The sequence below is a fragment of the Mycolicibacterium sp. MU0050 genome, from assembly GCF_963378085.1.
Taxonomy (GTDB): domain Bacteria; phylum Actinomycetota; class Actinomycetes; order Mycobacteriales; family Mycobacteriaceae; genus Mycobacterium; species Mycobacterium wendilense.
Window position 1 is genome coordinate 894,604 of record NZ_OY726395.1, and the last position, 22,886, is coordinate 917,489.

The 22,886-nt window shown below is 68.2% G+C and carries 23 protein-coding genes; 12 read left to right on the top strand and 11 right to left on the bottom strand.

Annotated elements, in window-relative coordinates:
- Positions 1 to 22 precede the first annotated feature (22 nt).
- From R2K23_RS04270 to R2K23_RS04290, 5 genes are read left to right on the top strand one after another with little or no spacing between them, the layout of a single operon-like run.
- Entirely contained in the window at positions 23 to 304 is a 282-nt protein-coding gene (locus R2K23_RS04270; protein ID WP_316514553.1) for a BMC domain-containing protein, read from the top strand.
- 10 nt (positions 305 to 314) lie between these two features.
- On the top strand, positions 315 to 980 hold the full coding sequence (locus R2K23_RS04275) for a microcompartment protein (protein WP_316514555.1): 666 nt from the start codon (positions 315 to 317) through the stop codon (positions 978 to 980).
- The gene (locus R2K23_RS04280; protein WP_316514557.1) at positions 980 to 1,975 is read left to right on the top strand and encodes a phosphotransferase enzyme family protein; all 996 of its coding nucleotides are present in this window, start codon (positions 980 to 982) and stop codon (positions 1,973 to 1,975) included. The genes R2K23_RS04275 and R2K23_RS04280 overlap by 1 nt, the downstream gene beginning before the upstream one ends.
- A gap of 32 nt (positions 1,976 to 2,007) precedes the next feature.
- Positions 2,008 to 2,787, top strand: coding sequence for a 3-oxoacyl-ACP reductase FabG (gene fabG, locus R2K23_RS04285; protein ID WP_316514559.1), 780 nt, complete (start codon positions 2,008 to 2,010; stop codon positions 2,785 to 2,787).
- Between the two features lie 53 nt (positions 2,788 to 2,840).
- Complete coding sequence (locus tag R2K23_RS04290; RefSeq protein ID WP_316514561.1) at positions 2,841 to 3,608, top strand: GntR family transcriptional regulator; 768 nt, start codon at positions 2,841 to 2,843, stop codon at positions 3,606 to 3,608.
- Here R2K23_RS04290 and R2K23_RS04295 read toward each other — a convergent pair.
- Genes R2K23_RS04295 through R2K23_RS04305 form a run of 3 tightly spaced genes read right to left on the bottom strand, consistent with a single transcriptional unit; the run spans position 3,605 to position 5,424 of the window.
- On the bottom strand, positions 3,605 to 4,168 hold the full coding sequence (locus R2K23_RS04295; RefSeq protein ID WP_316514563.1) for a TetR/AcrR family transcriptional regulator: 564 nt from the start codon (positions 4,166 to 4,168) through the stop codon (positions 3,605 to 3,607). The genes R2K23_RS04290 and R2K23_RS04295 overlap by 4 nt on opposite strands.
- Positions 4,165 to 5,148: a non-homologous end joining protein Ku gene (gene ku / locus R2K23_RS04300; protein WP_316514565.1), complete on the bottom strand. Its 984-nt coding sequence runs from the start codon at positions 5,146 to 5,148 to the stop codon at positions 4,165 to 4,167. Before ku ends, R2K23_RS04295 begins: the two co-directional genes overlap by 4 nt.
- 39 nt (positions 5,149 to 5,187) lie before the next feature.
- Positions 5,188 to 5,424 (bottom strand): hypothetical protein, encoded by a 237-nt coding sequence (locus R2K23_RS04305; protein WP_316514566.1) that lies wholly within the window; start codon positions 5,422 to 5,424, stop codon positions 5,188 to 5,190.
- A gap of 35 nt (positions 5,425 to 5,459) precedes the next feature.
- On the opposite strand from R2K23_RS04305, the gene R2K23_RS04310 reads away from it, so the two are divergent.
- A complete protein-coding gene (locus R2K23_RS04310) occupies positions 5,460 to 7,727 on the top strand; it encodes an ATP-dependent DNA ligase (protein WP_316514568.1) in 2,268 nt (755 codons plus the stop codon).
- Between the two features lie 27 nt (positions 7,728 to 7,754).
- Here the strand turns inward: R2K23_RS04310 and rnhA are convergent, their stop codons facing one another.
- Together rnhA and R2K23_RS04320 are read right to left on the bottom strand one after the other, a co-directional pair.
- Positions 7,755 to 8,234, bottom strand: a complete 480-nt coding sequence (gene rnhA, locus R2K23_RS04315) for a ribonuclease HI (RefSeq protein ID WP_316514570.1) — start codon at positions 8,232 to 8,234, stop codon at positions 7,755 to 7,757.
- 432 nt (positions 8,235 to 8,666) lie between these two features.
- Complete coding sequence (locus R2K23_RS04320; protein WP_316514572.1) at positions 8,667 to 10,538, bottom strand: propionyl-CoA synthetase; 1,872 nt, start codon at positions 10,536 to 10,538, stop codon at positions 8,667 to 8,669.
- A gap of 40 nt (positions 10,539 to 10,578) precedes the next feature.
- Here R2K23_RS04320 and R2K23_RS04325 point away from each other — a divergent pair, with 40 nt between their 5' ends.
- A complete protein-coding gene (locus R2K23_RS04325; RefSeq protein WP_316514573.1) occupies positions 10,579 to 11,379 on the top strand; it encodes an enoyl-CoA hydratase/isomerase family protein in 801 nt (266 codons plus the stop codon).
- A 4-nt stretch (positions 11,380 to 11,383) separates the two neighbouring features.
- Here R2K23_RS04325 and R2K23_RS04330 read toward each other — a convergent pair whose 3' ends face one another.
- Positions 11,384 to 12,250 (bottom strand): LLM class flavin-dependent oxidoreductase, encoded by an 867-nt coding sequence (locus tag R2K23_RS04330; protein ID WP_316514575.1) that lies wholly within the window; start codon positions 12,248 to 12,250, stop codon positions 11,384 to 11,386.
- Positions 12,251 to 12,300: 50 nt separating this feature from the next.
- On the opposite strand from R2K23_RS04330, the gene R2K23_RS04335 reads away from it, so the two are divergent.
- Entirely contained in the window at positions 12,301 to 12,753 is a 453-nt protein-coding gene (locus tag R2K23_RS04335) for a nitroreductase family deazaflavin-dependent oxidoreductase (RefSeq protein WP_316514577.1), read from the top strand.
- Here the strand turns inward: R2K23_RS04335 and R2K23_RS04340 are convergent, their stop codons facing one another.
- Both R2K23_RS04340 and R2K23_RS04345 read right to left on the bottom strand, forming a co-directional pair.
- Entirely contained in the window at positions 12,754 to 13,431 is a 678-nt protein-coding gene (locus tag R2K23_RS04340) for a DUF4873 domain-containing protein (protein ID WP_316514580.1), read from the bottom strand.
- Positions 13,428 to 14,333 carry an AurF N-oxygenase family protein gene (locus R2K23_RS04345; RefSeq protein ID WP_316514581.1) on the bottom strand — a complete coding sequence of 302 codons (906 nt, stop codon included), beginning with the start codon at positions 14,331 to 14,333 and terminating at the stop codon, positions 13,428 to 13,430. The genes R2K23_RS04340 and R2K23_RS04345 overlap by 4 nt, the downstream gene beginning before the upstream one ends.
- Positions 14,334 to 14,477: 144 nt before the next feature.
- On the opposite strand from R2K23_RS04345, the gene R2K23_RS04350 reads away from it, so the two are divergent.
- The gene (locus R2K23_RS04350) at positions 14,478 to 15,341 is read left to right on the top strand and encodes an Fpg/Nei family DNA glycosylase (RefSeq protein ID WP_316514583.1); all 864 of its coding nucleotides are present in this window, start codon (positions 14,478 to 14,480) and stop codon (positions 15,339 to 15,341) included.
- Positions 15,342 to 15,441: 100 nt separating this feature from the next.
- A complete protein-coding gene (locus tag R2K23_RS04355) occupies positions 15,442 to 15,903 on the top strand; it encodes a hypothetical protein (RefSeq protein WP_316514584.1) in 462 nt (153 codons plus the stop codon).
- 246 nt (positions 15,904 to 16,149) lie between these two features.
- Here R2K23_RS04355 and pgi read toward each other — a convergent pair whose 3' ends face one another.
- Positions 16,150 to 17,799: a glucose-6-phosphate isomerase gene (pgi, locus tag R2K23_RS04360; RefSeq protein WP_316514586.1), complete on the bottom strand. Its 1,650-nt coding sequence runs from the start codon at positions 17,797 to 17,799 to the stop codon at positions 16,150 to 16,152.
- A gap of 28 nt (positions 17,800 to 17,827) precedes the next feature.
- On the opposite strand from pgi, the gene R2K23_RS04365 reads away from it, so the two are divergent.
- Positions 17,828 to 19,276, top strand: a complete 1,449-nt coding sequence (locus tag R2K23_RS04365; protein ID WP_316514588.1) for an NAD-dependent succinate-semialdehyde dehydrogenase — start codon at positions 17,828 to 17,830, stop codon at positions 19,274 to 19,276.
- Between the two features lie 99 nt (positions 19,277 to 19,375).
- On the opposite strand, the gene R2K23_RS04370 is transcribed toward R2K23_RS04365, so the two are convergent.
- Positions 19,376 to 19,681 carry a chorismate mutase gene (locus R2K23_RS04370; protein WP_316514590.1) on the bottom strand — a complete coding sequence of 102 codons (306 nt, stop codon included), beginning with the start codon at positions 19,679 to 19,681 and terminating at the stop codon, positions 19,376 to 19,378.
- A gap of 199 nt (positions 19,682 to 19,880) precedes the next feature.
- On the opposite strand from R2K23_RS04370, the gene pcrA reads away from it, so the two are divergent.
- Positions 19,881 to 22,241, top strand: coding sequence for a DNA helicase PcrA (gene pcrA / locus R2K23_RS04375; protein WP_316517046.1), 2,361 nt, complete (start codon positions 19,881 to 19,883; stop codon positions 22,239 to 22,241).
- 1 nt (position 22,242) lies between these two features.
- Here the strand turns inward: pcrA and R2K23_RS04380 are convergent, their stop codons facing one another.
- Entirely contained in the window at positions 22,243 to 22,884 is a 642-nt protein-coding gene (locus R2K23_RS04380; protein ID WP_316514592.1) for a hypothetical protein, read from the bottom strand.
- Between the last annotated feature and the right edge of the window lie 2 nt (positions 22,885 to 22,886).

Below are 22,886 nucleotides of genomic sequence, written 5' to 3' on the forward strand. Positions count from 1 at the left end.
GCACAACAAATAAGGAGAAATCATGGCCAGCAACGCAATCGGGCTGATCGAGACCAAGGGCTACGTGGCTGCGCTCGCCGCCGCGGACGCCATGGTGAAGGCCGCCAACGTCACCATCACCGACCGTCAACAGGTCGGCGACGGCCTGGTCGCCGTCATCGTCACCGGTGAGGTCGGTGCGGTCAAGGCCGCCACCGAGGCCGGTGCCGAGACCGCCGCGCAGGTCGGCGAACTCGTGAGCGTGCATGTGATCCCGCGGCCGCACAACGAGCTCGGGGCGCATTTCTCGGTCGCCGCAAAGTAGCAGGCGCACAATGGTTGCGCCCGAGAGCAAGGCCGAAACAGCACAGCGCACCGACATCCGGGTGTACCTGCTGGTGGAGGACCTGCAACGACAGTTCGCCGGCTATCTGGGTACACCGACGCGGGCCCGCGGCTATCCGCCCTACGAGGGTGAGCACGCGCTGATCGTCGAGGTGTCGCCCGCTCTTGCCATCGAGCGGGTCATCGATCTGGCGCTGCGCGAGGTTCCGGAGATCCAGCCTGGAATCCTCTACGTGGAGCGGCAGTTCGGCGTCTTGGAGATCCACTCGGCCAGCCTGGCCGACGTGCAGCGGGCCGGCGAGGCGATCCTGGCCGGCACCGGCAACAAGGCCGCCGATCAGCTGCGACCGCGGGTGCTCTACCACGACATCATCACCGACATCACCGATCAGCACGCGGTGATCCTCAACCGGAACCGGCAGGCGTCGATGATCCTGCCGGGCCAGTCACTGCTGGTCTACGAGATGACCCCGGCGCTGTTCGCGGCGGTGGCCGCCAACGAGGCCGAGCGTGCCGCGCCCGGGCTCACCCTCGTCGACGTGCAGATGATCGGTGCCGCGGGGCGGCTCTACATCAGCGGCAGCACCGCCGATGTCACCGTGGCCCGGGACCGCATCACGGAGGTGCTGGCCAGCATCGAAGGGCGGGACCACTGATGAGCAGTGAGAACGGCGTGATCGCCGACGACATCGACGTCGCTCGGCGGGCCCTCGTCGAATACGACATGTCGGCGGAGGCGTCGCTGCAGCTGCTGAACCTGTCGGAGAACGCCACCTACCTGGTGGACGACGGTGGCACCAAGTCGATCCTGCGGGTGCACCGGCGCAACTACCACCGGGCGCACGAGATCGAATCCGAGCTGGACTGGCTGCAGGCACTGCAGGTCGAGAGCGACATCTCGGTGCCCACGGTGCTGCCGGCCCGCGACGGACGTCGGCTGGTCACCGTGACCGACGACGGGGTCGACCGGTACGTGGTGCACTTCGACATGATCGGCGGGGCCGAACCCGACGAGGACTCGCTGACGGTCGGAGACTTCCACACCCTGGGGACCATCACCGCCGGGCTGCACGAACATTCGCGGGGCTGGCAGCGCCCGGAAGGCTTCGGCCGGTTCTCCTGGGACTGGGAGCACAGCCTGGGCGATCAGCCGCGGTGGGGCCGCTGGCACGACGCGCAGGGCGTCGGTGCGGCCGAGACCGAACTGCTCGGACGGGCGCAGGCGCTGCTGCGGCAGCGGCTCGACGAGTACGGCAACGGGCCGGACCGCTACGGCCTGATCCACGCGGACCTGCGGCTGGCCAACCTGCTGGTCGATCCGCCCGAGATCACGGTGATCGACTTCGATGACTGCGGATTCGGCTGGTATTTCTACGATTTCGGGACCGCGGTGTCGTTCATCGAGGATGATCCCGCGCTGCCCGAGTGGCAGGAATCCTGGGTCGCCGGTTACCGCAGCCGCGGGGAGATGTCCGCGGCGGACGAGGACATGCTGGCGTCCTTCGTGTTGCTGCGCCGGCTGTTGTTGCTGGCGTGGATGGGCAGTCATTCGCACTCGCGCGAATCTGCCACCAAGGCAATCAGTTACGCAGCCGGCAGCTGTGCGCTGGCCGAACACTATCTGAGTTCCAACGGCCGGCGTCTGTACTGAGCCGGGCCGACCATTTCGGGAAGGGGTTCGTAATGTTCACTTCGCTCGCAGGCCGCACCGCCATCGTCACCGGTGGCAGCAAGGGCATCGGTCGCGGAATCGCGCAGACGTTCGCCAACGCGGGGGTGAACGTGGTGATCACCGGGCGCAATCAGGCCGACCTGGACCGCACCGTCGCCGATCTGGCCGACGCGCCGGGGACGGTCAGCGCGTGCCAGGCCGATGTGGCCAACCCGGAGGATTCGCGGCGCGTGGTGGCCGAGGCCGTGCAGCGCCACGGCGGTCTCGACATCGTGTGCGCCAACGCCGGTATCTTCCCGTCGGCGCGGCTGGAGGACCTCTCGCCCGAGCAGCTCGATGAAGTCCTGGGCGTCAACTTCAAGGGCACCGTGTACATCGTGCAGGCCGCGCTGGCGGCCCTGACCGACAGCGGACACGGCCGCGTCGTCATCACCTCGTCGATCACCGGGCCCATCACCGGCTACCCGGGCTGGTCGCATTACGGTGCCAGCAAGGCCGCCCAGCTGGGCTTCCTGCGGACCGCCGCGATGGAGCTGGCCAACAAGAACATCACCGTCAACGCCGTGCTGCCGGGCAACGTCATGACCGAGGGCCTGGACGGAATGGGTCAGGATTACCTGGACCAAATGGCGTCCGCCGTACCCACCGGCCGGCTCGGCACGGTGGCCGACATCGGCAACGCGGCGCTGTTCTTCGCCACCGACGAGGCCGGCTACATCACTGGTCAGAGCCTGGTTGTCGACGGCGGACAGATCCTGCCCGAGTCGCATCAGGCGCTCGCCGAACTCTGAGGTCGGCTGGCTAGGATTTGGCGGTACCAATAGGCCGTCAGGGAGGGGGAGCCGTGTCCGGCCACAGCGAGGAGTTGCGTCGACGGATCGTCGCCGACATCAACGCGGGGACGTCCGGGGAGAAGCTGGGCAGCGAACGGGATCTGGCGGAGAAGTACGGCACCAGCCGCTCGAGCCTGCGCCAGGTACTGGCGGCGCTGGAGGAGGCCGGTCTGGTGCACCGCGTGATCGGCCGCGCCGGAGGCATTTTCATCAGCCACGGTCAGGTCGAGCGCAGCCTGTCCGACGTCGTCGGGGTGCCGGCGTTCCTGACCAGCCAGGGCTACGTCGCGGGCACCCGGGTGCTCTCGACCCGCATTACGCCGGCCGAACCGCCCGCCCAAACCGCATTGGGACTCTCCGAGAACGACTACGTCGTCGAGATCCAGCGGCTGCGCCTGGCCGACGGCTCGCCGATCTCGCTGGAGAACGCCCAGTTCCCCGCCGACAGCTTCCCCGGTCTGCTGGAGCAGCAGCTGGGCGGTTCCCTCTACGAAATCCTGGAAACCCATTACGGCTTCGTCACCGGCCGCGCCGAGGAACGCATCGAGGCCGTCAATGCCACCGGTAGCGAGGCCGCGCTGCTGGGCATCAAGCCGGATGCGGCGCTGCTGCTGATCACCCGCGTCACCTACGACCAGGGCGGCACGCCGTGTGAGTACTCCCGGGACCTGTTTCGCGGCGACCGCACGGCCCTGGCGGTCACCGCCAAGGGGTGGGGCATCGCCGCCGACGCGGACGCCAACACCGCATCGGTCAGCCTGCAGCAGCAGGCCGGCTAGGCCGAGGACAGCAGCCGGGGCAACGCGGCCTCGACGTCGCGCAACGGTTGCACCGACTTCGCCGCGCGGGCCTGCAGCAACGCGCCCTCGATGGCGCTGATCACCACCGACGCGGTGCGCTCGGCAGCCGGTTGGCCCGCGTCGGTCAGGGCGGCGGCGAGCCGCCCGCGCAATCTGGCGAAGGCTCCCGCGGCCGCCGCGGTGATCGCCGGCTCGTCCGGGCCGACCAGCGCGGCCGCGGCGATCGGGCAGCCGGCCCGAAAGTCCGACTCCTCCAACTCGGTGATCCAGCCGGCAATCAGGGCCCGCAGCACCTCGGCCGGATCGCCGGTCTCGGCCAGTCGGTCGATACGGGCGACGACGACCTCCCCCGCGGTCTCGGTGGCGGCCACCATGAGCTCCTGCTTACCGCCCGGGAAATGCTGATAGATCGAGTTGCGCGCGGCGGAGCTGCGCCGGAGCAGATCCGACAGGCCGGTGGCGTGCACGCCGCGTTCCTGCACCATCGCGATGGCCGTGCTGATCAGCCGCTCCCGCGGCCCGGGTCTGAGCGCGCTCATTTCTTGGCGGTCTTCTTCGCCAGGGACTTCTTGGCGGGGGCCTTCTTCGCGGCGGACTTCTTGGCCGGGGCTTTCTTGGCGGCCTTTTTCGCCGGCGCCTTCTTGGCCGAACTCTTCTTGGCCGACCCGCCCTCGGAGCCGTCGTCGGAATCGGAGTCGTCGTCGGAATCGGTGTCCGTGGCGCCGCCGCGCCGCTTCTTGACGCTGGCCTCCAACTTGGCCAACAGATCGGAGACGTCGTCGGTCTCCTCGTCGAGCGCGGTGGGTTGTTCCTCGACGGTGAACGCCTCGCCGCCCTCGAGTTTCGCCTCGACGAGTTCGCGCAGTTGTTCCTGGTAGTCGTCGCGGTACTGGTCGGGGTTGAAGTCGTCGGCCATCGATTCGACGACCTGCCCGGCCATCTTCAGTTCGGCCGGCTTGATCTCCACCTTGGAATCGAGCACCGGGAAATCCGGGTCGCGGATCTCGTCGGGCCACAACAGGGTGTGGACGGTCATGACCTCACGCTTGTTGATGTCCATCACCCGCAGCGCGGCCAGCCGGGTCTTGTTGCGCAACGCGAAATGCACGATAGCGATGCGGTCGGTCTCGGCGAGCGTCTTGGCCAACAGCACATAGGACTTCGTCGACTTGGTGTCGGGCTCCAGGAAGTAGCTGCGGTCGTACATGATCGGATCGATGTCACCGGCGGGGACGAACTGCAGCACGTCGATCTCGCGACTGCGTTCCTCGGGCAGCGTTGCGATGTCCTCGTCGGTGATCACCACACTGCGGCCGTCGTCGGACTCGAAGGCGCGTGCGATGTCGCGGTATTCGACCACCTCGCCGCATTCCTCGCAGACCCGTTTGTACCGGATGCGGCCGTTGTCCTTGGCGTGGACCTGATGGAACTTGAGGTCGTGGTCTTGGGTGGCGCTGTATACCTTGACCGGAACGTTCACCAGGCCAAAGGCAATCGAACCCTTCCAGATGGACCGCATTTTTCCAGTATGGACCAACGGATCTACATTGTCGGGGTCTTAACCGATCGCCGCGGGTTCGCCGGGATCGAGTCCCAGCGGGGTTTCGGGGTTGGCGCCGGGGCTGTGGTCGTGGGTGAACACCTGCGACGGCGCCACCTTGCAGTAGTTGTCCATCGGCGATTGGTCGCCCGAGCACCAGGGCAGCAGATTGTCCGGATCCGCGGTCGCAGCCGGGGCGCCGAGAATTGCCGCTGCCATCCCGAGCGCGGCCAGGACCCATCGGGCGCGTGCCATACCCGCCACGCTAGCAAGGTATACGTTGGTCTTCGATGGGTTCGCTGGAGTCGCAGGTCAAGCTGACCAACGCAGACAAGGTGCTGTATCCGGAAACCGGCACCACCAAGGGCGAGGTCTTCGACTATTACGTCGGCGTCGCCGAGGTCATGCTGCCGCATATCGCCGGGCGGCCCGTCACCCGCAAACGCTGGCCCAACGGGGTCGAGCAGGGCGATTTCTTCGAGAAGCAACTCGCGTCGTCGGCGCCGGAGTGGCTCAGGCGCGGCAGCGTGACGCACCGGTCGGGCACCACCACCTATCCGATCATCGACAGCGTCGACGGCCTGGCCTGGATCGCGCAGCAGGCGTCCCTGGAAGTCCACGTGCCGCAATGGCGTTTCGTCGACGACAAGCCGGGCCCGGCGACCCGCATCGTGTTCGACCTCGACCCCGGTGAGGACGTCGGGATGGACCTGATCTGCGGCGTGGCGCGGGAGGTGCGGGCGCTGATGGACGACCTCGGGCTGCGCACCTTTCCGCTGACCAGCGGCAGCAAGGGCGTGCACCTGTATGTGCCGCTGGATGAGCCGGTCAGCTCGCGCGGCGCCTCGGTGTTGGCGAAACGCGTTGCGCAGCAACTGGAGCAGGCCATGCCCAAGCAGGTCACGGCGACCATGACCAAGAAACTGCGGGCGGGCAAGGTGTTCGTCGACTGGAGCCAGAACTCGGCGGCCAAGACCACCATCGCGCCGTATTCGATGCGGGGCCGGGCGCAGCCTACGGTCGCCGCACCGCGCAGCTGGGAGGAGTTGGACGACCCGGATCTGCGGCAGCTGCGGTACGACGAGGTGCTCGACCGGGTCGCGCGCGACGGGGATCTGCTCGACGGGCTCGACGAGGCGGTGCCGGTGCCCGACCGGTTGACCACCTACCGGTCCATGCGCGATGTCGGCCGCACCCCGGAACCGGTCCCGTCGGCGAAACCCGCAGTGGGGGAGAATAATACGTTCGTCATCCAGGAGCACCACGCCCGGCGGTTGCACTACGACTTCCGGCTGGAGCGCGACGGCGTGCTGGTGTCGTGGGCGATTCCGAAGAATCTGCCCGAGAGCCCGTCGGTCAATCACCTGGCCGTGCACACCGAGGACCACCCGCTGGAGTACGCGACCTTCGAGGGCACCATCCCGAAGGGGGAGTACGGCGGCGGCAAGGTGATCATCTGGGATTCGGGCACCTACGAGGCGGAGAAGTTCCGCGATCCCCCCGAGCCCGGCCAGAAGGGCGAGGTGATCGTCACGCTGCGTGGGGACAAGGTGTCCGGGCGCTACGCGTTGATCCAGACCGACGGCAAGAACTGGCTGGCCCACCGCACCAAGGATCAGCCGCAGCCGCAGCCGTCGGATCTGGCGCCCATGCTGGCCACACACGGCTCGGTCGCCAAACTCAAGGCCGCGCAGTGGGCGTTCGAGGGTAAGTGGGACGGCTACCGGTTGTTGTTCGACGCCGACCACGGCGCCGTCAGATTGCGCTCGCGCAGCGGCCGCGACGTCACCAAGGAGTACCCGCAGCTTCGCTCCCTGGCCGCCGACCTGGCCGACTATCACGTCCTGCTCGACGGGGAGGTGGTCGCGCTCGACGAGCACGGGGTGCCCAGCTTCGGTGAGATGCAGAATCGGGCGCGGGCCACCCGCATCGAGTTCTGGGCCTTTGACCTGCTCTATCTCGACGGGCGTTCGCTGCTGAACGCCAAGTACCGGGACCGGCGCAAGCTGCTCGAGACGCTGGCCGACGGGACGAATCTGATTGTGCCCGAGCAGATCCCCGGCGACGGGGCCGAGGCGCTGAAGCACTCGGCCGACCGTGGCTGGGAGGGTGTCGTCGCCAAGAAGTGGGAGGCGACGTATCAGCCCGGCCGCCGTTCGTCGTCGTGGATCAAGGACAAGAACTGGTTCACGCAGGAGGTGGTGATCGGCGGCTGGCGACAGGGCGAGGGCGGCCGGTCCGCCGGCATCGGGGCGCTGCTGATGGGAATCCCGGGCGGCCCAGAACGAGGAGGCTTGGATTTTGTGGGTCGGGTGGGCACCGGGTTCAGCGACAAGGAACTGGCCAAGCTCAAGAAGCTGTTGACGCCGTTGCGTACCGACGAATCCCCTTTCAACGCACGGCTTACCGGCCCGGATGCGCGCGGAGTGACGTTCGTGGAGCCCGTGCATGTCGGGGAGGTCCGCTACGGCCAGTGGACCTCCGACGGCCGGTTGCGGCACCCGAGTTGGCGCGGGTTGCGCCCGGACAAGTCCCCGGACGAGGTCCGGCGGGAGTAGCGCTGAGCAGGTGGTGGTGGTTCGTTGCTATCCGGCGAGGTCCTGAGCGGCGGCTGCTACGGCTTCCTGCAAGCCGCGCGTGGCCAGCACGTCGGCCAGCTCGTTGTCGGTGACTCCCGAGTGACCCTTCACCCAGAACCATTCGACCTGGTGCCGGGCGCAGGCGGCCTGGAGGCGTTGCCACAGGTCGACGTTCTTCACGGGTTGTTTCGCGGCAGTCAGCCAGCCGTTGCGTGCCCAGCCGTGTACCCATTTGGTGATGCCGTTACGGACGTAGGTGCTGTCGGTGTAAAGGTGCACCACCACGGGCCGCGTCAGGGCCTCGAGCGCCATGATGGGCGCGGTCAGTTCCATCCGGTTGTTGCTCGTCTGCTCGGCTTCGCCGCCGAACATCTCCCGGACGTGGTGGCGCTGGCGCAGCACCGCGCCCCAGCCGCCGGGGCCGGGGTTGGGGCGGCAGCCGCCATCGGTGTGGATGATCACTGGGTCGTCGGTCGACTCGCTCACGAGCCGAGGATAGGCAACCCGTCGGCGTGGTGGTCTCACCGACGCGCGTGGAGCGGCTGCAGCTCCGGCCGACTCTACTCGGTGTCCGGTTTTTCCGCCTCTCAGCGACAACCTGCGGATAGGGTGACCGGCCGGTTCGCCGTCGGGTCCTGGTGTCGGAGTCTTTCGGCAGGGTGCGGTGTGGACACAACAGGGCGGTTACGCGAAATCGAGTTGAGTGAGGTACTCACCGTGATGATGGCCAACCCGGGCAGCACGATGTTCCACGCGTTGTCGCTCGTTGTCGCTGTGAGGCGGGCTTTTTGGAGTGGGGCCCCGGATTGGCAATGGCTGGGCTGGTTCGTGGGCTGCCGTCACGTGCGCGTCGTCCTCTCTGTCGCTGTGAGGTGGGACGTTCGGACATTGGTCCCGGGGCAGTAAGCCCCAGTGCCCCTATTCCGCGAGCGTCTGCTTCAACGCGTCCAGCACCGAGGCGTCCTCGATGGTCGACGGCACGGGTTCGTCTCGTCCGGCGGCGATACCCCGCAGCGTCTTACGCAGGATCTTTCCCGACCGGGTCTTCGGCAGCCCCGGCACCACGTCAACCATCCGGAACGCCGCCACCGCGCCGATTTCCTTGCGTACCAAGGCAACAAGCTCCTCCGGCAGCCCCTCTACGACTGCCCCGGACTTCGGCACCACCAGCCCGCGCGGCGCCTGCCCCTTGATGTCGTCGGCCACTCCGATCACCGCGCATTCGGCCACCGCGGGATGGGTCGCCAGCACTTCCTCGATAGCGCCCGTCGACAACCGGTGCCCGGCCACGTTGATGACGTCGTCGATGCGGCCCATGACAAACAGGTAGCCGTCCTCGTCGAACCGGCCGCCGTCACCGGTCAGGTAATACCCCGGATGCTCGGACAGGTACGACGCCTCGTAGCGTTCATCGGCATTCCACAGCGTCGGCAGCGTGCCCGGCGGCAGCGGCAACCGGATGCAGATCGCACCTTCGGTTCCGGGCTCGCAGCGGTTGCCGTCGTCGGACAAGATGTGTACGTCGTACCCGGGCATCGGCACCGTGGGGGAGCCGGCCTTGACCGGAAACTGTTCCAGGCCCATGGGATTGGCGGCGATCGCCCAGCCGGTTTCGGTCTGCCACCAGTGGTCGATCACCGGTATCCCGAGATTCTCGGCGGCCCAATGGTAGGTGTCGGGATCCAACCGCTCCCCGGCGACAAACAGATACTTCAGGCCGGACAGGTCGTAGTGGCCCAGGTGCTCGGCGTTGGGGTCCTCCTTGCGGATCACCCGGATCGCGGTGGGTGCGGTGAACAACGCCTTGACGTTGTGCTCGCTGATCACCCGCCAGAACGCGCCCGGATCGGGCGTGCCGACGGGCTTGCCCTCGTAGAGCACCGTCGTCGCACCCAAAAGCAAAGGGGCATAGACGATGTAGGAATGCCCCACCACCCAACCCACATCGGAGGCCGCCCAGAAGACATCCCCGGGAGCAATGTCGTAGATGTTGCGCATGCTCCACAACAGCGCCACCGCATGCCCGCCGTTGTCCCGCACAATCCCCTTGGGCTTGCCGGTGGTCCCCGAGGTGTACAGCACGTAGAGCGGATCGGTGGCGGCCACCGGCACCGGGGCGGCGGGCTCGGCGTCGGCCACCAGCGCGTGCCAGTCCAGATCGCGGCCCTCGATCATCGAACATTGTTGCCGCTCGCGCTGCACCACCACGCAGTGCGCCGGCGGATGCTCGGCCATGGTCAACGCCTCGTCGATCATCGGCTTGTACTCGACGATGCGCGACGGCTCGATGCCACACGAGGCCGTCACCACCACGCTGGGGCGGACATCGTCGATGCGGACCGCCAGCTCGTGCGGGGCGAACCCGCCGAACACCACCGAGTGCACCGCCCCGAGCCGCGCGCAGGCCAGCATCGCGATGACGGCCTCCGGGATCATCGGCATGTAGATCACCACCCGGTCCCCCTTGCCGACACCGAGCCCCCGCAGCGCACCGGCGAAGCGGGCGGTCTCGTCCAGCAATTCGGAATAGGTGTAGGTGCGTTTGGTGTCGGTCACCGGGGAGTCGTAGATCAGCGCGGCCTGCTCGCCGCGACCGTCTTCGACGTGCCGGTCCAGCGCGTTGGCGCAGGTGTTGAGCTCGGCGTCGGGAAACCACCGGTAGAACGGCGGGTTGGAGTCGTCGAGGATGCGTTCCGGTTCCCGGGTCCAGGTGACCGCGCGGGCGGACTCGCCCCAGAACCCGGCGGGATCGGCGATGCTGGCGCGAAACGCCTCGCTGTATGCGCTCATGACGGCACGGTACAACTCCGACTGCCATATCGTCGGCGGCATGTCTGACGAAGTTCTGTTCGAGTCCTCCGACCGCATCGCCGTGGTCACTCTGAACCGGCCCGACAAGCTCAACGCCATCGACGGCCCACTGCTCGACGGGCTGGACGCGGCGCTGGCCGAACTCGAGTCGGGGAGCCACAAGGCGGCCATCCTGACGGGGGCCGGCCGTGGCTTCTGCGCGGGCGCCGACCTGAGCGCGACCCGCCAACCCTGGACGGAGCCCGCCAAGACCCCGCTGAAGACGGCCTACGACGGGCAGGTGCGGTTGGCCGATCAGATGACCCGCCTCTACGAACTGCCGATCCCGGTGATCGCCGCGGTCAACGGGGTCGCGGTGGGCGGTGGGCTCGCCTACGCACTGCACTGCGACATCCGCATCGCCGCGCAGACCGCGCGCTTCGGGTCGGTGTTCATCAAGGCCGGCTTCTCGTCGATGGACATGGGCACCAGCTACCTGCTGCCGCGCATCGTCGGCGCCGGAATCGCGCGGGAACTCATGCTGACCGGGCGCATCATCGACGCCGAGGAGGCCTACCGCATCCAACTGGCCAACGAGGTGACGGCGCCGGAGGACCTGATGGACGCGGCCATGGCCAAGGCCCGCGAGATCGCCGACAACAACCCCTACGGGGTGTGGCAGACCAAGACCGGCCTGAATGCCGCCCTGGACGCGCCGAGCCTGCGGCACGCCAAGGAGATCGAGAACCGCACCCAGGTGTTGAGCCTGTTCACCGGCAACTCGGCCGAGGCGGCGTTGGCGCACCAGGAGAAGCGCCCGGCGGTCTGGAACGAGCTGTGATCGGTCAGACCTTGCTGATGACGTTCTCGGCGAACCGCTCCAGGTTGCGGATCTTGTCGTCGAGCGGCTCGGTGTCCTGGCCCATGATGTAGGGCAGGCGGAACCCGACAATGACGTCGGTGACGCCCTTGTCCTCGAGCCGCTTGATGCCGTCGACGGTGTAGGCATCCATGGAGATCACGTGGATCTCGAAATCGCCGGTGCTGCCGGCCTCCTCGCGGTAGCGGGCCAGCTTGGCGAGCAGCTCGTCGAGCTCCTCGGGGGCGCCACCGCCGTGCATCCAGCCGTCGTTGCGGGCGGCGCGGCGCAGGGCGGCGTCGGCGTGCCCGCCGATCAGGATGGGGATCGGCTTGGTGGGCGCCGGGGTCATCTTGGTCTTCGCGATGTCGTAGAACTCGCCGTGGTACTCGAAGTAGTCACCGGTGGTGAGACCGCGGATGATGTCGATGCACTCGTCCATCCGCTTACCGCGCTTGGCGTACGGCACCCCCATCAGGTCGTAGTCCTCGGGCCACGGGCTGGTACCGACGCCGAGTCCCAACCGGTTGTCGAACAGCGCCGCCAGGGAACCGGCCTGCTTGGCCACCAGGGCGGGCGGGCGGATCGGCAGCTTGAGCACGAAGAAGTTGAACTTCAACGTCGTGGTGACCGCGGACAGCGCCGAGGCCAGGACGAACGTCTCGATCATCTCCTTGCCGTCGAGGAACTCGCGGTTGCCGTCGGGCGTGTAGGGGTACTTCGAGTCGGATTCGAAGGGATAGGCCACGCTGTCGGCCAGCGTCATCGCGTGATACCCGGCCGCCTCCGCGGCCTTGGCCAGCGGGATGTAGTAGCTGGAATCGGTCATGGCTTCCGCATAGGTGAACCGCATGACTGCGATACTAGAACACGTTCTAATTTGGGCCGCGCTAACGTGAAAATATGCCCTCCATGGCCGGACGCCTGCTGCGGACGCGGTGGCTGGTGCGCGCCCCCATCGCGCTCTACCGCGCCGGGCTCGGCTTCCTGTTCGGCCACCGCATGTTGCTGCTGGAGCATCGCGGACGCAAGACGGGCCTGCCCCGGTACGTGGTCCTGGAGGTCGCCGACCGCCCCGGCCCGCAGTGCTACGTGGTCCCCTCCGGATTCGGCGAAACCTCGCAGTGGTACCGCAATGTGCTGGCAGATCCGCGAGTCAAGGTCAGCGTCGGGACCCGGCGCGCGGTGCCCGCCACGGCGCGCGCCATGACCCGCGAGGAGTCCGAGGCGACGCTGGCCGGCTACCAGCGCCGGCACCCGCTGACCTGGCGGCTCCTGGCGCCGGCGATGCAGGAGGCGCTGGGCGCCGACGACCTCGCGGTGCCGATGGTGGAGCTGAACCTCGATCCGCGCTGATCAGTCGATGGCGAACGGGGGCCGACCGATTCCGGTGACGGTGTAGGCGCCCCAGGGGGTGCGCTCCAACAACCGGGCCGACGCGCTGCTGGTGCCGGTCGACACCGTCACCGAGCGTTGCTTGAGCGCCCCGTCGGGAAGTTCCCCGGCCACGGAGCCCCGCCAGTGATACTGGCCGTCGATCGCGTCGAGGTGCCCGGACAGCCGCGCGTGCACGGCGATGTCGCCGTCGGCCAGGGTCAGGGTGGCCGAGCCGTCGTAGACATGCTCGTCGGAGGGGACCGACCCGGTCAGGTAGAACTTGGTCGCGAGCGGACGCAGCGGCCGGCGCCGCAACCGCAGCCGCGCTCTGGCCTCGATCCGGGTGGACCCGGAACGCTCGAGCAGCTCGAGGCACTGGGCCACGAGCCTCGACTGCGCCGCGCGGTCCGGGCCGGGAATCCGGAAATAGTTCGGCATGCCGTGGATGGCGATGGTGTGGTCGGTGGAGTCGCGGGTGTCCAGCAGGGTGCGCGCGCTGACGTGCCGACCGTCGGCGGCGGTGAGGCTCCAACTGTCGGTGTCGGTGTCGAACCGGGCGTCGCGCAGCCGCGCCCGATCAGCCGGCACCTCGATGGTGCTCAGCGTGCTCAGCGCGGGGCCGAGGTCCGAAACCTGGCCCAGCACAATCGCCGTCACAGGAACCCGGCCCGCCGCCACATGAACCGGCCCAGCCGACCCATCAGCCCGACGTCCTCGAAGAACTCGGCCAGCGGCGCAAAGGCGGACACGCACTTGTCCCGGAAGTGCGGGTTGGACCGCGCCACCCGGCGCATCTGCTTGCCGTCCAAGCCGACCCGGGAGTACTGGATCGGCAGGGTGAACAGCATTCGATAGAACGGGCCCCCGACGCCGTGCAGGTTGGCGAGCAGCATCTTGCGGTACCACGGCATGACGGGCACCGTCTTGCGCAGGCCGTCGCGGGCGAACTGGATGTGGCGGGCTTCCTCCGCGACATGAATTCGCATGAGGCGCTGCACAATCGGCTGCAGCTCGGGATCCTCCAGGGTCTGCCGCTGCAGGGCGTCGAAAAGTTCCTCGCCGACCAGCGCCGCGCCCCACAGCAGCGGGCCCCGGAAGACCAGCGGCAGGGCGTTGATGATGATGCGCTGAAACAGCTTGGGCCGCACCGGGGTGCCGCCGATCCGCTGGATGGTCTTGCCGAACATGATCATATGGCGGGTCTCGTCGCCGAGTTCGGTCAGCGCATAGTGCGTGGTGCTGGCGGTGGGATTGCGGTGCATCAGGTCCCGCAGCAACGCCTGGTTGAGGATGTTCTCGAACCAGATGCCGGCCGACAGGATGTTGACCAGTTCCTGCCGGGACAGTTCGATCTGCTGCTCGCGGCTCAGCGCGTCCCACTGCGGGGTGCCGTAGAGCGTGACCGTCTGCGGCGGCAGGAAGAACTTGTCCGGGTCCAGCGGCGCGTCCCAGTCGATGTCGACGACGGGTTCATACGACTTCTTCACCGAGCCCTTGAGCAGTCGCTCGGCGACCTGCTCGCGGGTGGGTCCGGTGGAGGCTGACACTGACGCAGTCATGGGCGAGGGAGTCCCTTCGTGTGACGTCCGATGCCTTAGAACATAGACCGCATCCGAACAAAGTCAATACCGGCGGTACCGGGTACTTTGAATCGTTATCGGCAGGGCCGTGACATGCGGCGACGCTGTCGGCAGACTGGACCGGTGCCCGAATTACCCGAGGTGGAAGCCCTTGCCGACTACCTGCGCGGCAACGCCGTGGGGCGTCCGGTAGGCCGGATCGACGTATCGGCGCTGTCCGTGCTCAAGACCTTCGACCCGCCGCTGACCGCGCTGCACGGCCAGACCGTTACGGGCGCCGGCCGCTGGGGCAAGTACCTCGGGCTCGACGTCGGTGGGTTGCGCCTCATCACGCACCTGTCCCGGGCGGGCTGGCTGCGGTGGTCGGACAGCCTCACCGGCACGCCGCTGCGGCCCGGCAAGGGGCCCATCGCCCTGCGCGTGCACCTCGGAACCCCCGGCGAGGCACCGGGATTCGACCTGACGGAGGCCGGCACCCAGAAGCGGCTGGCGGTCTGGCTGGTCGACGACCCGGTCAAGGTGCCCGGCATCGCCAACCTGGGTCCGGACGCGTTGGCGCTCGGGCCCGACGAGTTGGCCTCGGTGCTGAAGGGCAACACCGGTCGGCTCAAGACGGTGATCACCGACCAGAAGGTGATCGCCGGCATCGGCAACGCCTACAGCGACGAGATCCTGCATATCGCCAAGCTGTCCCCGTTCGCGACCGCCGGCAAGCTCACCGAGGCCCAGCTGGGCGCGCTGCACGACGCGATGATCGCGGTGCTCACCGACGCCGTGCAGCGTTCGGTGGGCCAGCGGGCCGCGACGCTCAAGGGCGAGAAGCGCTCCGGGCTCCGGGTCCACGCCCGCACCGGGCTGCCGTGCCCGGTGTGCGGGGACACCGTGCGGGAGGTGTCGTTCGCCGACAAGTCATTCCAGTACTGCGCCACGTGCCAGACCGGCGGCAAAGTGCTGGCCGACCGGCGGATGTCCAAGCTGCTCAAGTAGCGATTTCGCCCTCGGGCTGCCTGGGTGCGGCGGGCGAACGTGTTGGGGGAATCTGAATTCAGGGGTTTCTTGTGCTGGGGCCCGGGGTAGACCAAGCGACATGAAACTCTCAGCATTGACCCCAGCATTGTTTGCCGGCGCCGCTGCTGCGGCCTTCGCCTTCGGCCCGGTGGCCATGGCCACGCCGGCCCCGCCGCCCTGCGTGAACCCCGACGGCACCGCGTGTGCCGACATCGGAGTCGTCGGTCCTGACGGTGCAGCGGGCCAGATCCCCGGTGGTCCCGGTGGTGTGGCCGGACCTGACGGCGCCAGCGGCGCGGTCCCCGGCGGTCCCGCCGGCGCGGCCGGTCCCGACGGCGCCACCGGCAGCGTTCCCGGTGGCCCCGAGGGCACTGCCGGTCCCGGTGGTGCCGCGGGCAGCATTCCCGGTGGTCCTGCCGGTGAGGCCGGTCCTGACGGTGCCAGCGGCGCGATCCCCGGTGGTCCCGCCGGTACCGCCGGCCCTGACGGCGCCTCGGGCTGCATCCCCGGTGTCGGCTGCGCCAGCATCCCGGCACCCTGATAGGTAACCGGTAGAGCCGGTTTGGTTTCGAGACAGCCACGGCCGCGCTGCTGCGCGGTCGTGGCTGTCTCGTCCCCGGCTTCGGCGCGATTTCGCGCGGTGACCGTGTGGGATCACGCCGAAATCAGCCGGCGGCTCAGCCCGCCCCGGCTCAGCCCACCCGGCCGTGTCTGCCTGGCCGGGCTGGTCTTCGCCTGGCGGCTCAGCCCACCCGGCCGTGTCTGCTTGGCCGGGCTGGTCTTCGCCTCAGCCCACCCGGCCGCGTTCCGCGCGGTACCGACGCACCAGCGCATCGGTCGAACTGTCGGACTGGGTCGCCGGTGACTCGTCGTCGGTGAGCACGGGCAACAACTCCATGGCCTGGGTCTTGCCCAACTCGACGCCCCACTGATCGAAGGAATCGATGCCCCAGATCACCCCTTCGGTGAACACCTGGTGCTCGTAGAGGGCGATGAGCTGGCCCACCGTCGAGGGCGTCAACCGCGTCGCCAGGATCGACGTCGACGGCCGGTTGCCCGGCATCACCTTGTGCGGCACCACCTCGGCCGGAGTGCCTTCGGCCGCAATCTCTTCGGCGGTCTTGCCGAACGCCAACACCTTGGTCTGGGCGAAGAAGTTGCTCATCAGCAGGTCATGCATGGAGCCGTGGCCGTCGGCGGTCGACAGGTCGTCGGTGGGCTCGGAGAAGCCGATGAAATCGGCGGGCACCAACCGGGTGCCCTGATGCAAGAGCTGATAGAAGGCGTGCTGGCCGTTGGTTCCCGGCTCGCCCCAGAAGATCTCGCCGGTGTCGGTGTCCACCGGGCTGCCGTCGGCGCGCACCGACTTGCCGTTGGACTCCATGGTGAGCTGCTGCAGGTAAGCCGCGAACCGGGACAGGTCGTTGGAGTACGGCAGCACCGCCCGCGATTGCGCCCCAAAGAAATTCGAGTACCACACGCCGATGAGGCCCAGCAGCACCGGCGCGTTCGACTCCAGCGGCGCGGTGCGGAAGTGCTCGTCCACCAGATGGAACCCGGACAGGAACTCGGCGAACCGCTCCCGGCCGATGACCGCCATCACCGACAGCCCGATCGCCGAGTCCACCGAGTACCGGCCGCCGACCCAGTCCCAGAACCCGAACATGTTCGCGGTGTCGATGCCGAACTCGTCGACCAGCTTCTTGTTGGTGGACACGGCCACGAAGTGCTTGCTCACCGCGTCGTCGCCGAGCGCCTCGGTCAGCCAGCGGCGCGCCGCCGTCGCGTTGGTCAGGGTCTCCAGCGTGGAGAACGTCTTGGAGGCGACGATGAAAAGCGTTGTGGCGGGGTCGAGTCCGGCCAGCGTGGCGACCAGATCCGCGGGATCGACGTTGGAGACGAACCGGGCGGAGATGCCGGCATCGGCGTAGTGGCGCAGCGCGTCGTACACCATCACCGGACCCAGATCCGAGCCGCCGATACCGATGTTGACCACCGTGGTGATCCGCTCACCGGTGGCGCCGGTCCACTGCCCGCTGCGCAGCCGGTCGGTGAATTCGCCCATCCGGTCCAGCACGGCGTGCACGTCGGCCACCACGTCCTGTCCGTCGACCGTCAGCTGCGCATCACGCGGCAAACGCAGGGCGGTGTGCAACACCGCGCGGTCCTCGGAGGTGTTGATGTGTTCACCGGCGAACATCGCGTCGCGGCGCGCCTCCAGGCCGGCGGCGGTGGCCAGATCCGTGAGCAAGCGCAGGGTTTCGCGGTTGAGCCGATGCTTGCTGTAGTCGATGTAGAGGTCACCGACGGTCACGGCGAGCTCCCGGCCGCGCTCCGGGTCGGCGTCGAAGAACTCCCGCAGATGAGTGTCGCGGATCTGCTCGTGGTGGCGCTGCAGAGCTGTCCAGGCGGCAGTTTTTGTGACCTCGGTGACCATGTGCTCGACCCTAGTGAATGATGGGGGAATGGACATCACGAAGCTGCTGTCATCGGTTCCGACGGGCCTGTGGATCGGGGGTGTCGAGCGACCGGCTGCGGCGCAGTTCGAGGTGCTGAACCCGGCGACCGGTGAGGTGCTCACCCAGGTCGCCGACGCCACGCCGGCCGACGGCATCGCCGCGGTCGAGGCCGCGATGGCCGTCCAGGACGACTGGGCCGCCACCGCGCCGCGGGAACGCGGGGAGATCCTGCGCTCGGTGTTCGAGACCATCACCGCGCACACCGACGACATCGCCGCGCTGATGACCCTCGAGATGGGGAAGGTGCTCGCCGAGAGCAAGGGCGAGGTCAAGTACGGCGCCGAGTTCTTCCGCTGGTTCGCCGAGGAATCCGTGCGTATCGCCGGCCGCTACACCAGCAGCCCTGCGGGCACCGGTCGCATCCTGGTCAGCAAGGCGCCCGTCGGGCTCTGCTACGCGATCACCCCCTGGAACTTCCCGCTGGCGATGGGCACGCGCAAGATCGGTCCCGCGGTGGCGGCCGGCTGCACGATGATCGTCAAGCCGGCCCAGGAGACCCCGCTGACCATGCTGTTGCTGGCCAAGCTGATGGACGAGGCCGGCCTGCCCAAGGGGGTGCTGTCGATCCTGCCGACCTCCAAGCCCGGCGAGCTGACCAGCGCCCTGATCGACGACGGGCGGCTGCGCAAGCTGACCTTCACCGGGTCCACCGGCGTCGGGAAGGCCCTGGTCAAGCAGTCCGCGGACAAGCTGCTGCGGACCTCGATGGAACTCGGCGGCAACGCCCCGTTCATCGTGTTCGACGACGCCGACCTGGACGCCGCGGTCGACGGCGCGATCCTGGCCAAGATGCGCAACGGCGGCGAGGCCTGCACGGCCGCCAACCGCTTCCACGTCGCGAACTCCGTGCGCGCGGAGTTCACCGAGAAGCTGGTCAAGCGGATGAGCGAGTTCACCCTGGGCGACGGGCTGCAAGAGGGCTCCACCCTGGGGCCGCTGATCAACACCAAGCAGCTCAAGACCGTCGAGGACCTGGTGTCCGACGCGGTGGCCAAGGGCGCGACCGTCGCCGTCGGCGGCGTCGCCCCGGGCGGGCCCGGCTACTTCTACCCGGCCACGGTGCTCACCGACGTGGCACCCGAGTCACGCATCCTCAAGGAGGAGGTGTTCGGTCCCGTCGCGCCGATCCTCGGCTTCGACACCGAAGAGGAGGCCATCAAGGTGGCCAACGACACCTCGTACGGCCTGGCGGCCTACATCTACACGCAGTCGCTGGACCGGGCGCTGCGGGTGGCCGAGGCCATCGAATCGGGGATGGTCGGCGTCAACCGCGGCGTGATCTCCGATGCGGCGGCGCCGTTCGGGGGTACCAAGGAATCCGGCTTCGGGCGTGAGGGCGGCATCGAGGGCATCGAGGAGTACCTCGAAACCAAGTACATCGCGCTCACCTCGTAGCGTCGCCCATCGCGGCTGCGTCCAGATCGACGTATTGCCGAACCGCACTCGCACTTTGTGACCCAAAGGTGAGTTTGGGCGCAGAGCAAAGACGGGGGGTCAGTGGCCGAGGCGGCCGCGGCCCATCCGCAGCAGCAGCATCGCCAGGTCCTTGCCGTCGGGGCCGAGCACGCTGTAGCGCTCGATGACCTTCATCTCGCGGCTGTGCACCAGCCGGGTGCCGCCGGAGGCCATCCGGGCCTTGCCGATTGTCTTGGACACCTCGGTGCGCCGCTGCACCGCGGCCAGGATCTCGGCATCCAGTCGGTCGATCTCGCCGCGCAGGGCGTCGACGTCGGTCTCGGTGCTGTCCAGGCTCATCGCGTCATCCTCTACATACTCGCCGTTGGTGGGTTCTGGTCTCATTCCGGTATCCGGCCGCACACAACAGACGAGCCCCGGATCCGAAGCGGACCGCGGGGCTCTGGGAGCAGCTACACCACGGGCACCGCGGACCGGTACCCGTAGAAAAATCGCCACTGCGCATTGAGCACCAAACGAGTGTGCCACTAAGGGTCGAGGCAGCGCAAAGGTGTCGGAACGGAGCGGTAGGTTGATGGACGATATGACTTCGTTCTCACCGTCCGTCGCCACGGGGTCCCATCAACCGCAGGCGACCGAGCAACTTCTGGAGGGCCTCAACCCGCAGCAACGCCAGGCCGTGCTGCACGAGGGCACCCCGCTGTTGATCGTGGCCGGTGCCGGGTCGGGAAAGACCGCGGTGTTGACCCGGCGGATCGCCTACCTGCTGGCCGCGCGTGACGTCGGTGTCGGGCAGGTCCTGGCCATCACCTTCACCAACAAGGCCGCCGCGGAGATGCGGGAGCGGGTCGTCGACCTGATCGGCCCGCGCGCCCGCGCGATGTGGGTGTCGACGTTCCACTCGACGTGCGTGCGGATTCTGCGCAACCAGGCGTCGCTGCTGCCCGGGCTCAACTCCAACTTCTCGATCTACGATGCCGACGATTCGCGCCGGCTGCTGATGATGATCGCCAAGGACATGGGTCTGGACGTCAAGCGCTACTCGCCGCGCCTGCTGGCCAACTCCATCTCGAACCTGAAGAACGAGCTGATCGACCCCGAGCAGGCGGTCGCCGAACTCAGCGACGTCTCCGACGACCTGCACCGCACGGTCGCCTCGGTCTACGGCGAATACCAGCGCCGGCTGCGGGCGGCCAACGCCCTGGACTTCGACGATCTGATCGGCGAGACGGTCGGCATCCTGCAGGCGTTCCCGCAGATCGCGCAGTACTACCGCCGCCGCTTCCGGCACATCCTGGTCGACGAGTACCAGGACACCAACCACGCCCAGTACGTGCTGGTACGCGAACTCGTCGGGACCGAGTCCACCCAGGACGGCATCGAGCCCGGCGAGTTGTGCGTGGTCGGCGACGCCGACCAGTCCATCTACGCGTTCCGCGGCGCGACCATCCGCAACATCGAGGACTTCGAGCGCGACTTCCCCGACGCCACCACGATCCTGCTCGAGCAGAACTACCGGTCCACCCAGAACATCCTCAACGCGGCCAACTCGGTGATCGCGCGCAACGCGGGGCGTCGCGACAAGCGGCTGTGGACCGACGCCGGCGAGGGCGAGCTTATCGTCGGCTACGTCGCCGACAACGAACACGACGAGGCCCGGTTCGTCGCCGAGGAGATCGATGCGCTCCGCGATCGCGGCGAGATCAGCTACAACGACGTCGCGGTCTTCTACCGCACCAACAACTCATCGCGCGCCCTGGAAGAGGTGTTCATCCGGGCTGGCATCCCGTACAAGGTCGTCGGGGGTGTGCGCTTCTACGAGCGCAGGGAGATCCGCGACATCGTGGCCTACCTGCGGGTGCTGGACAACCCGGGCGATTCGGTGAGCATGCGACGCATCCTCAACACCCCGCGGCGCGGGATCGGGGATCGCGCCGAGGCGTGCGTCGCGGTCTACGCCGAGAACACCGGCGCGAACTTCAACGACGCCCTGCAGGCGGCCGCCGAGGGCAAGGTGCCGATGCTGAACACCCGCTCGGAGAAGGCGATCGCCGCGTTCGTCGAACTCCTCGACGGCTTGCGCGGGAAGCTCGACGACGAACTAGGGGACCTGGTGGAGGCGGTGCTGGACCGCACCGGCTATCGGCAGTCGTTGGAGTCCTCGTCGGACCCGCAGGACCTGGCACGGCTGGACAACCTCAACGAACTCGTCAGTGTGGCACACGAATTCAGCATCGACCGGGCCAACGCCGCGGCCCTGGCCGAGGCCGAGGGCGACGACGGACCGGTCGACGAGGACATTCCCGAGACCGGCGTGCTCGCCGAGTTCCTGGAGCGGGTGTCGTTGGTGGCCGACACCGACGAGATCCCGGAAGAGGGCTCGGGCGTGGTCACCATGATGACGCTGCACACCGCCAAGGGCCTGGAGTTCCCGGTGGTCTTCGTGACCGGTTGGGAAGACGGCATGTTCCCGCACATGCGCGCCCTCGGCGACCCGACCGAACTGTCGGAGGAACGCCGCCTGGCCTACGTGGGGATCACCCGGGCGCGGCAACGGCTCTACCTCAGCCGGGCCAAGGTGCGCTCGTCGTGGGGGCAGCCGATGCTGAACCCGGAATCGCGCTTCCTGCGCGAGATTCCGCAGGAACTGATCGATTGGCGCCGCACCGAGCAGGCGGCGTCGCTGAGCGCGCCGAGTCGGCTGTCGGGCGCGGGCACGTCGTTCGGCGGGCCCGCCCGTCCGGCGCCGAGCCGGCCGGGTGGGGCGCGTAACCGGCCGCTGATCGTGCTGGCGCCGGGGGACCGGGTGACCCACGACAAGTACGGGCTGGGCCGCGTCGAGGAGGTCACTGGGGCCGGGGAGTCGGCGATGTCGCTGATCGACTTCGGCAGCGCCGGCCGGGTCAAGCTCATGCACAACCACGCGCCGGTGAGCAAGCTGTAGCTCAGCTGGGGTCGTTCGCCCAACGTTTGGTCGCGGGCAGCAACGCCAGCACCGCGCTGGCGATCGGGAGCACCGGAATGGCGTAGACCACCCAGGGAATCTGCGCGCCCGCGATGAACACGCCGCCGAAGCCGAGCAGGGCCACCACCGCGCCGATCGCGATCAGGTAGCGGCCCAACCCGCGGCGCATCAGCAGCAGGATGATGCCCGTCGCGGTCGCGGCGGCGAACACGAACGCCAGGAAAGCGACTGCGGCACAGAACAATCGGTCGGTGCTCCACCAACCGGTGATGAGGCTGGTCGCCAGCACCAGGGTGGCCCACCCGCTGACCATGGCGACCACGCACGCCGCCACCGCGGTGACCGGGCGAGCCGGATCGGGTTTGGGGACGGGCGGCAGCAGTCCGGTCGCGGATTCGTCGGCCTGCGGGACCACCGTCGTCGGAGGCGCCGGCGGCACCGGGAGGGCGCCGGTGGGCGTGCGGCGGATGATGCCGGTCCTGGGCTCGTCGTCGTGGGCGGCGGCGGGCGGGAAGGCGCCGGTGTTGCCGGTGGGCGCGCGTCGGATGATGCGGGTCTCCGCGCCCGACGGCGGTTCGTCCGGGGAAGGCTCAGGGGAGGGCGGTGGCGGGGGTGTCGTCACCC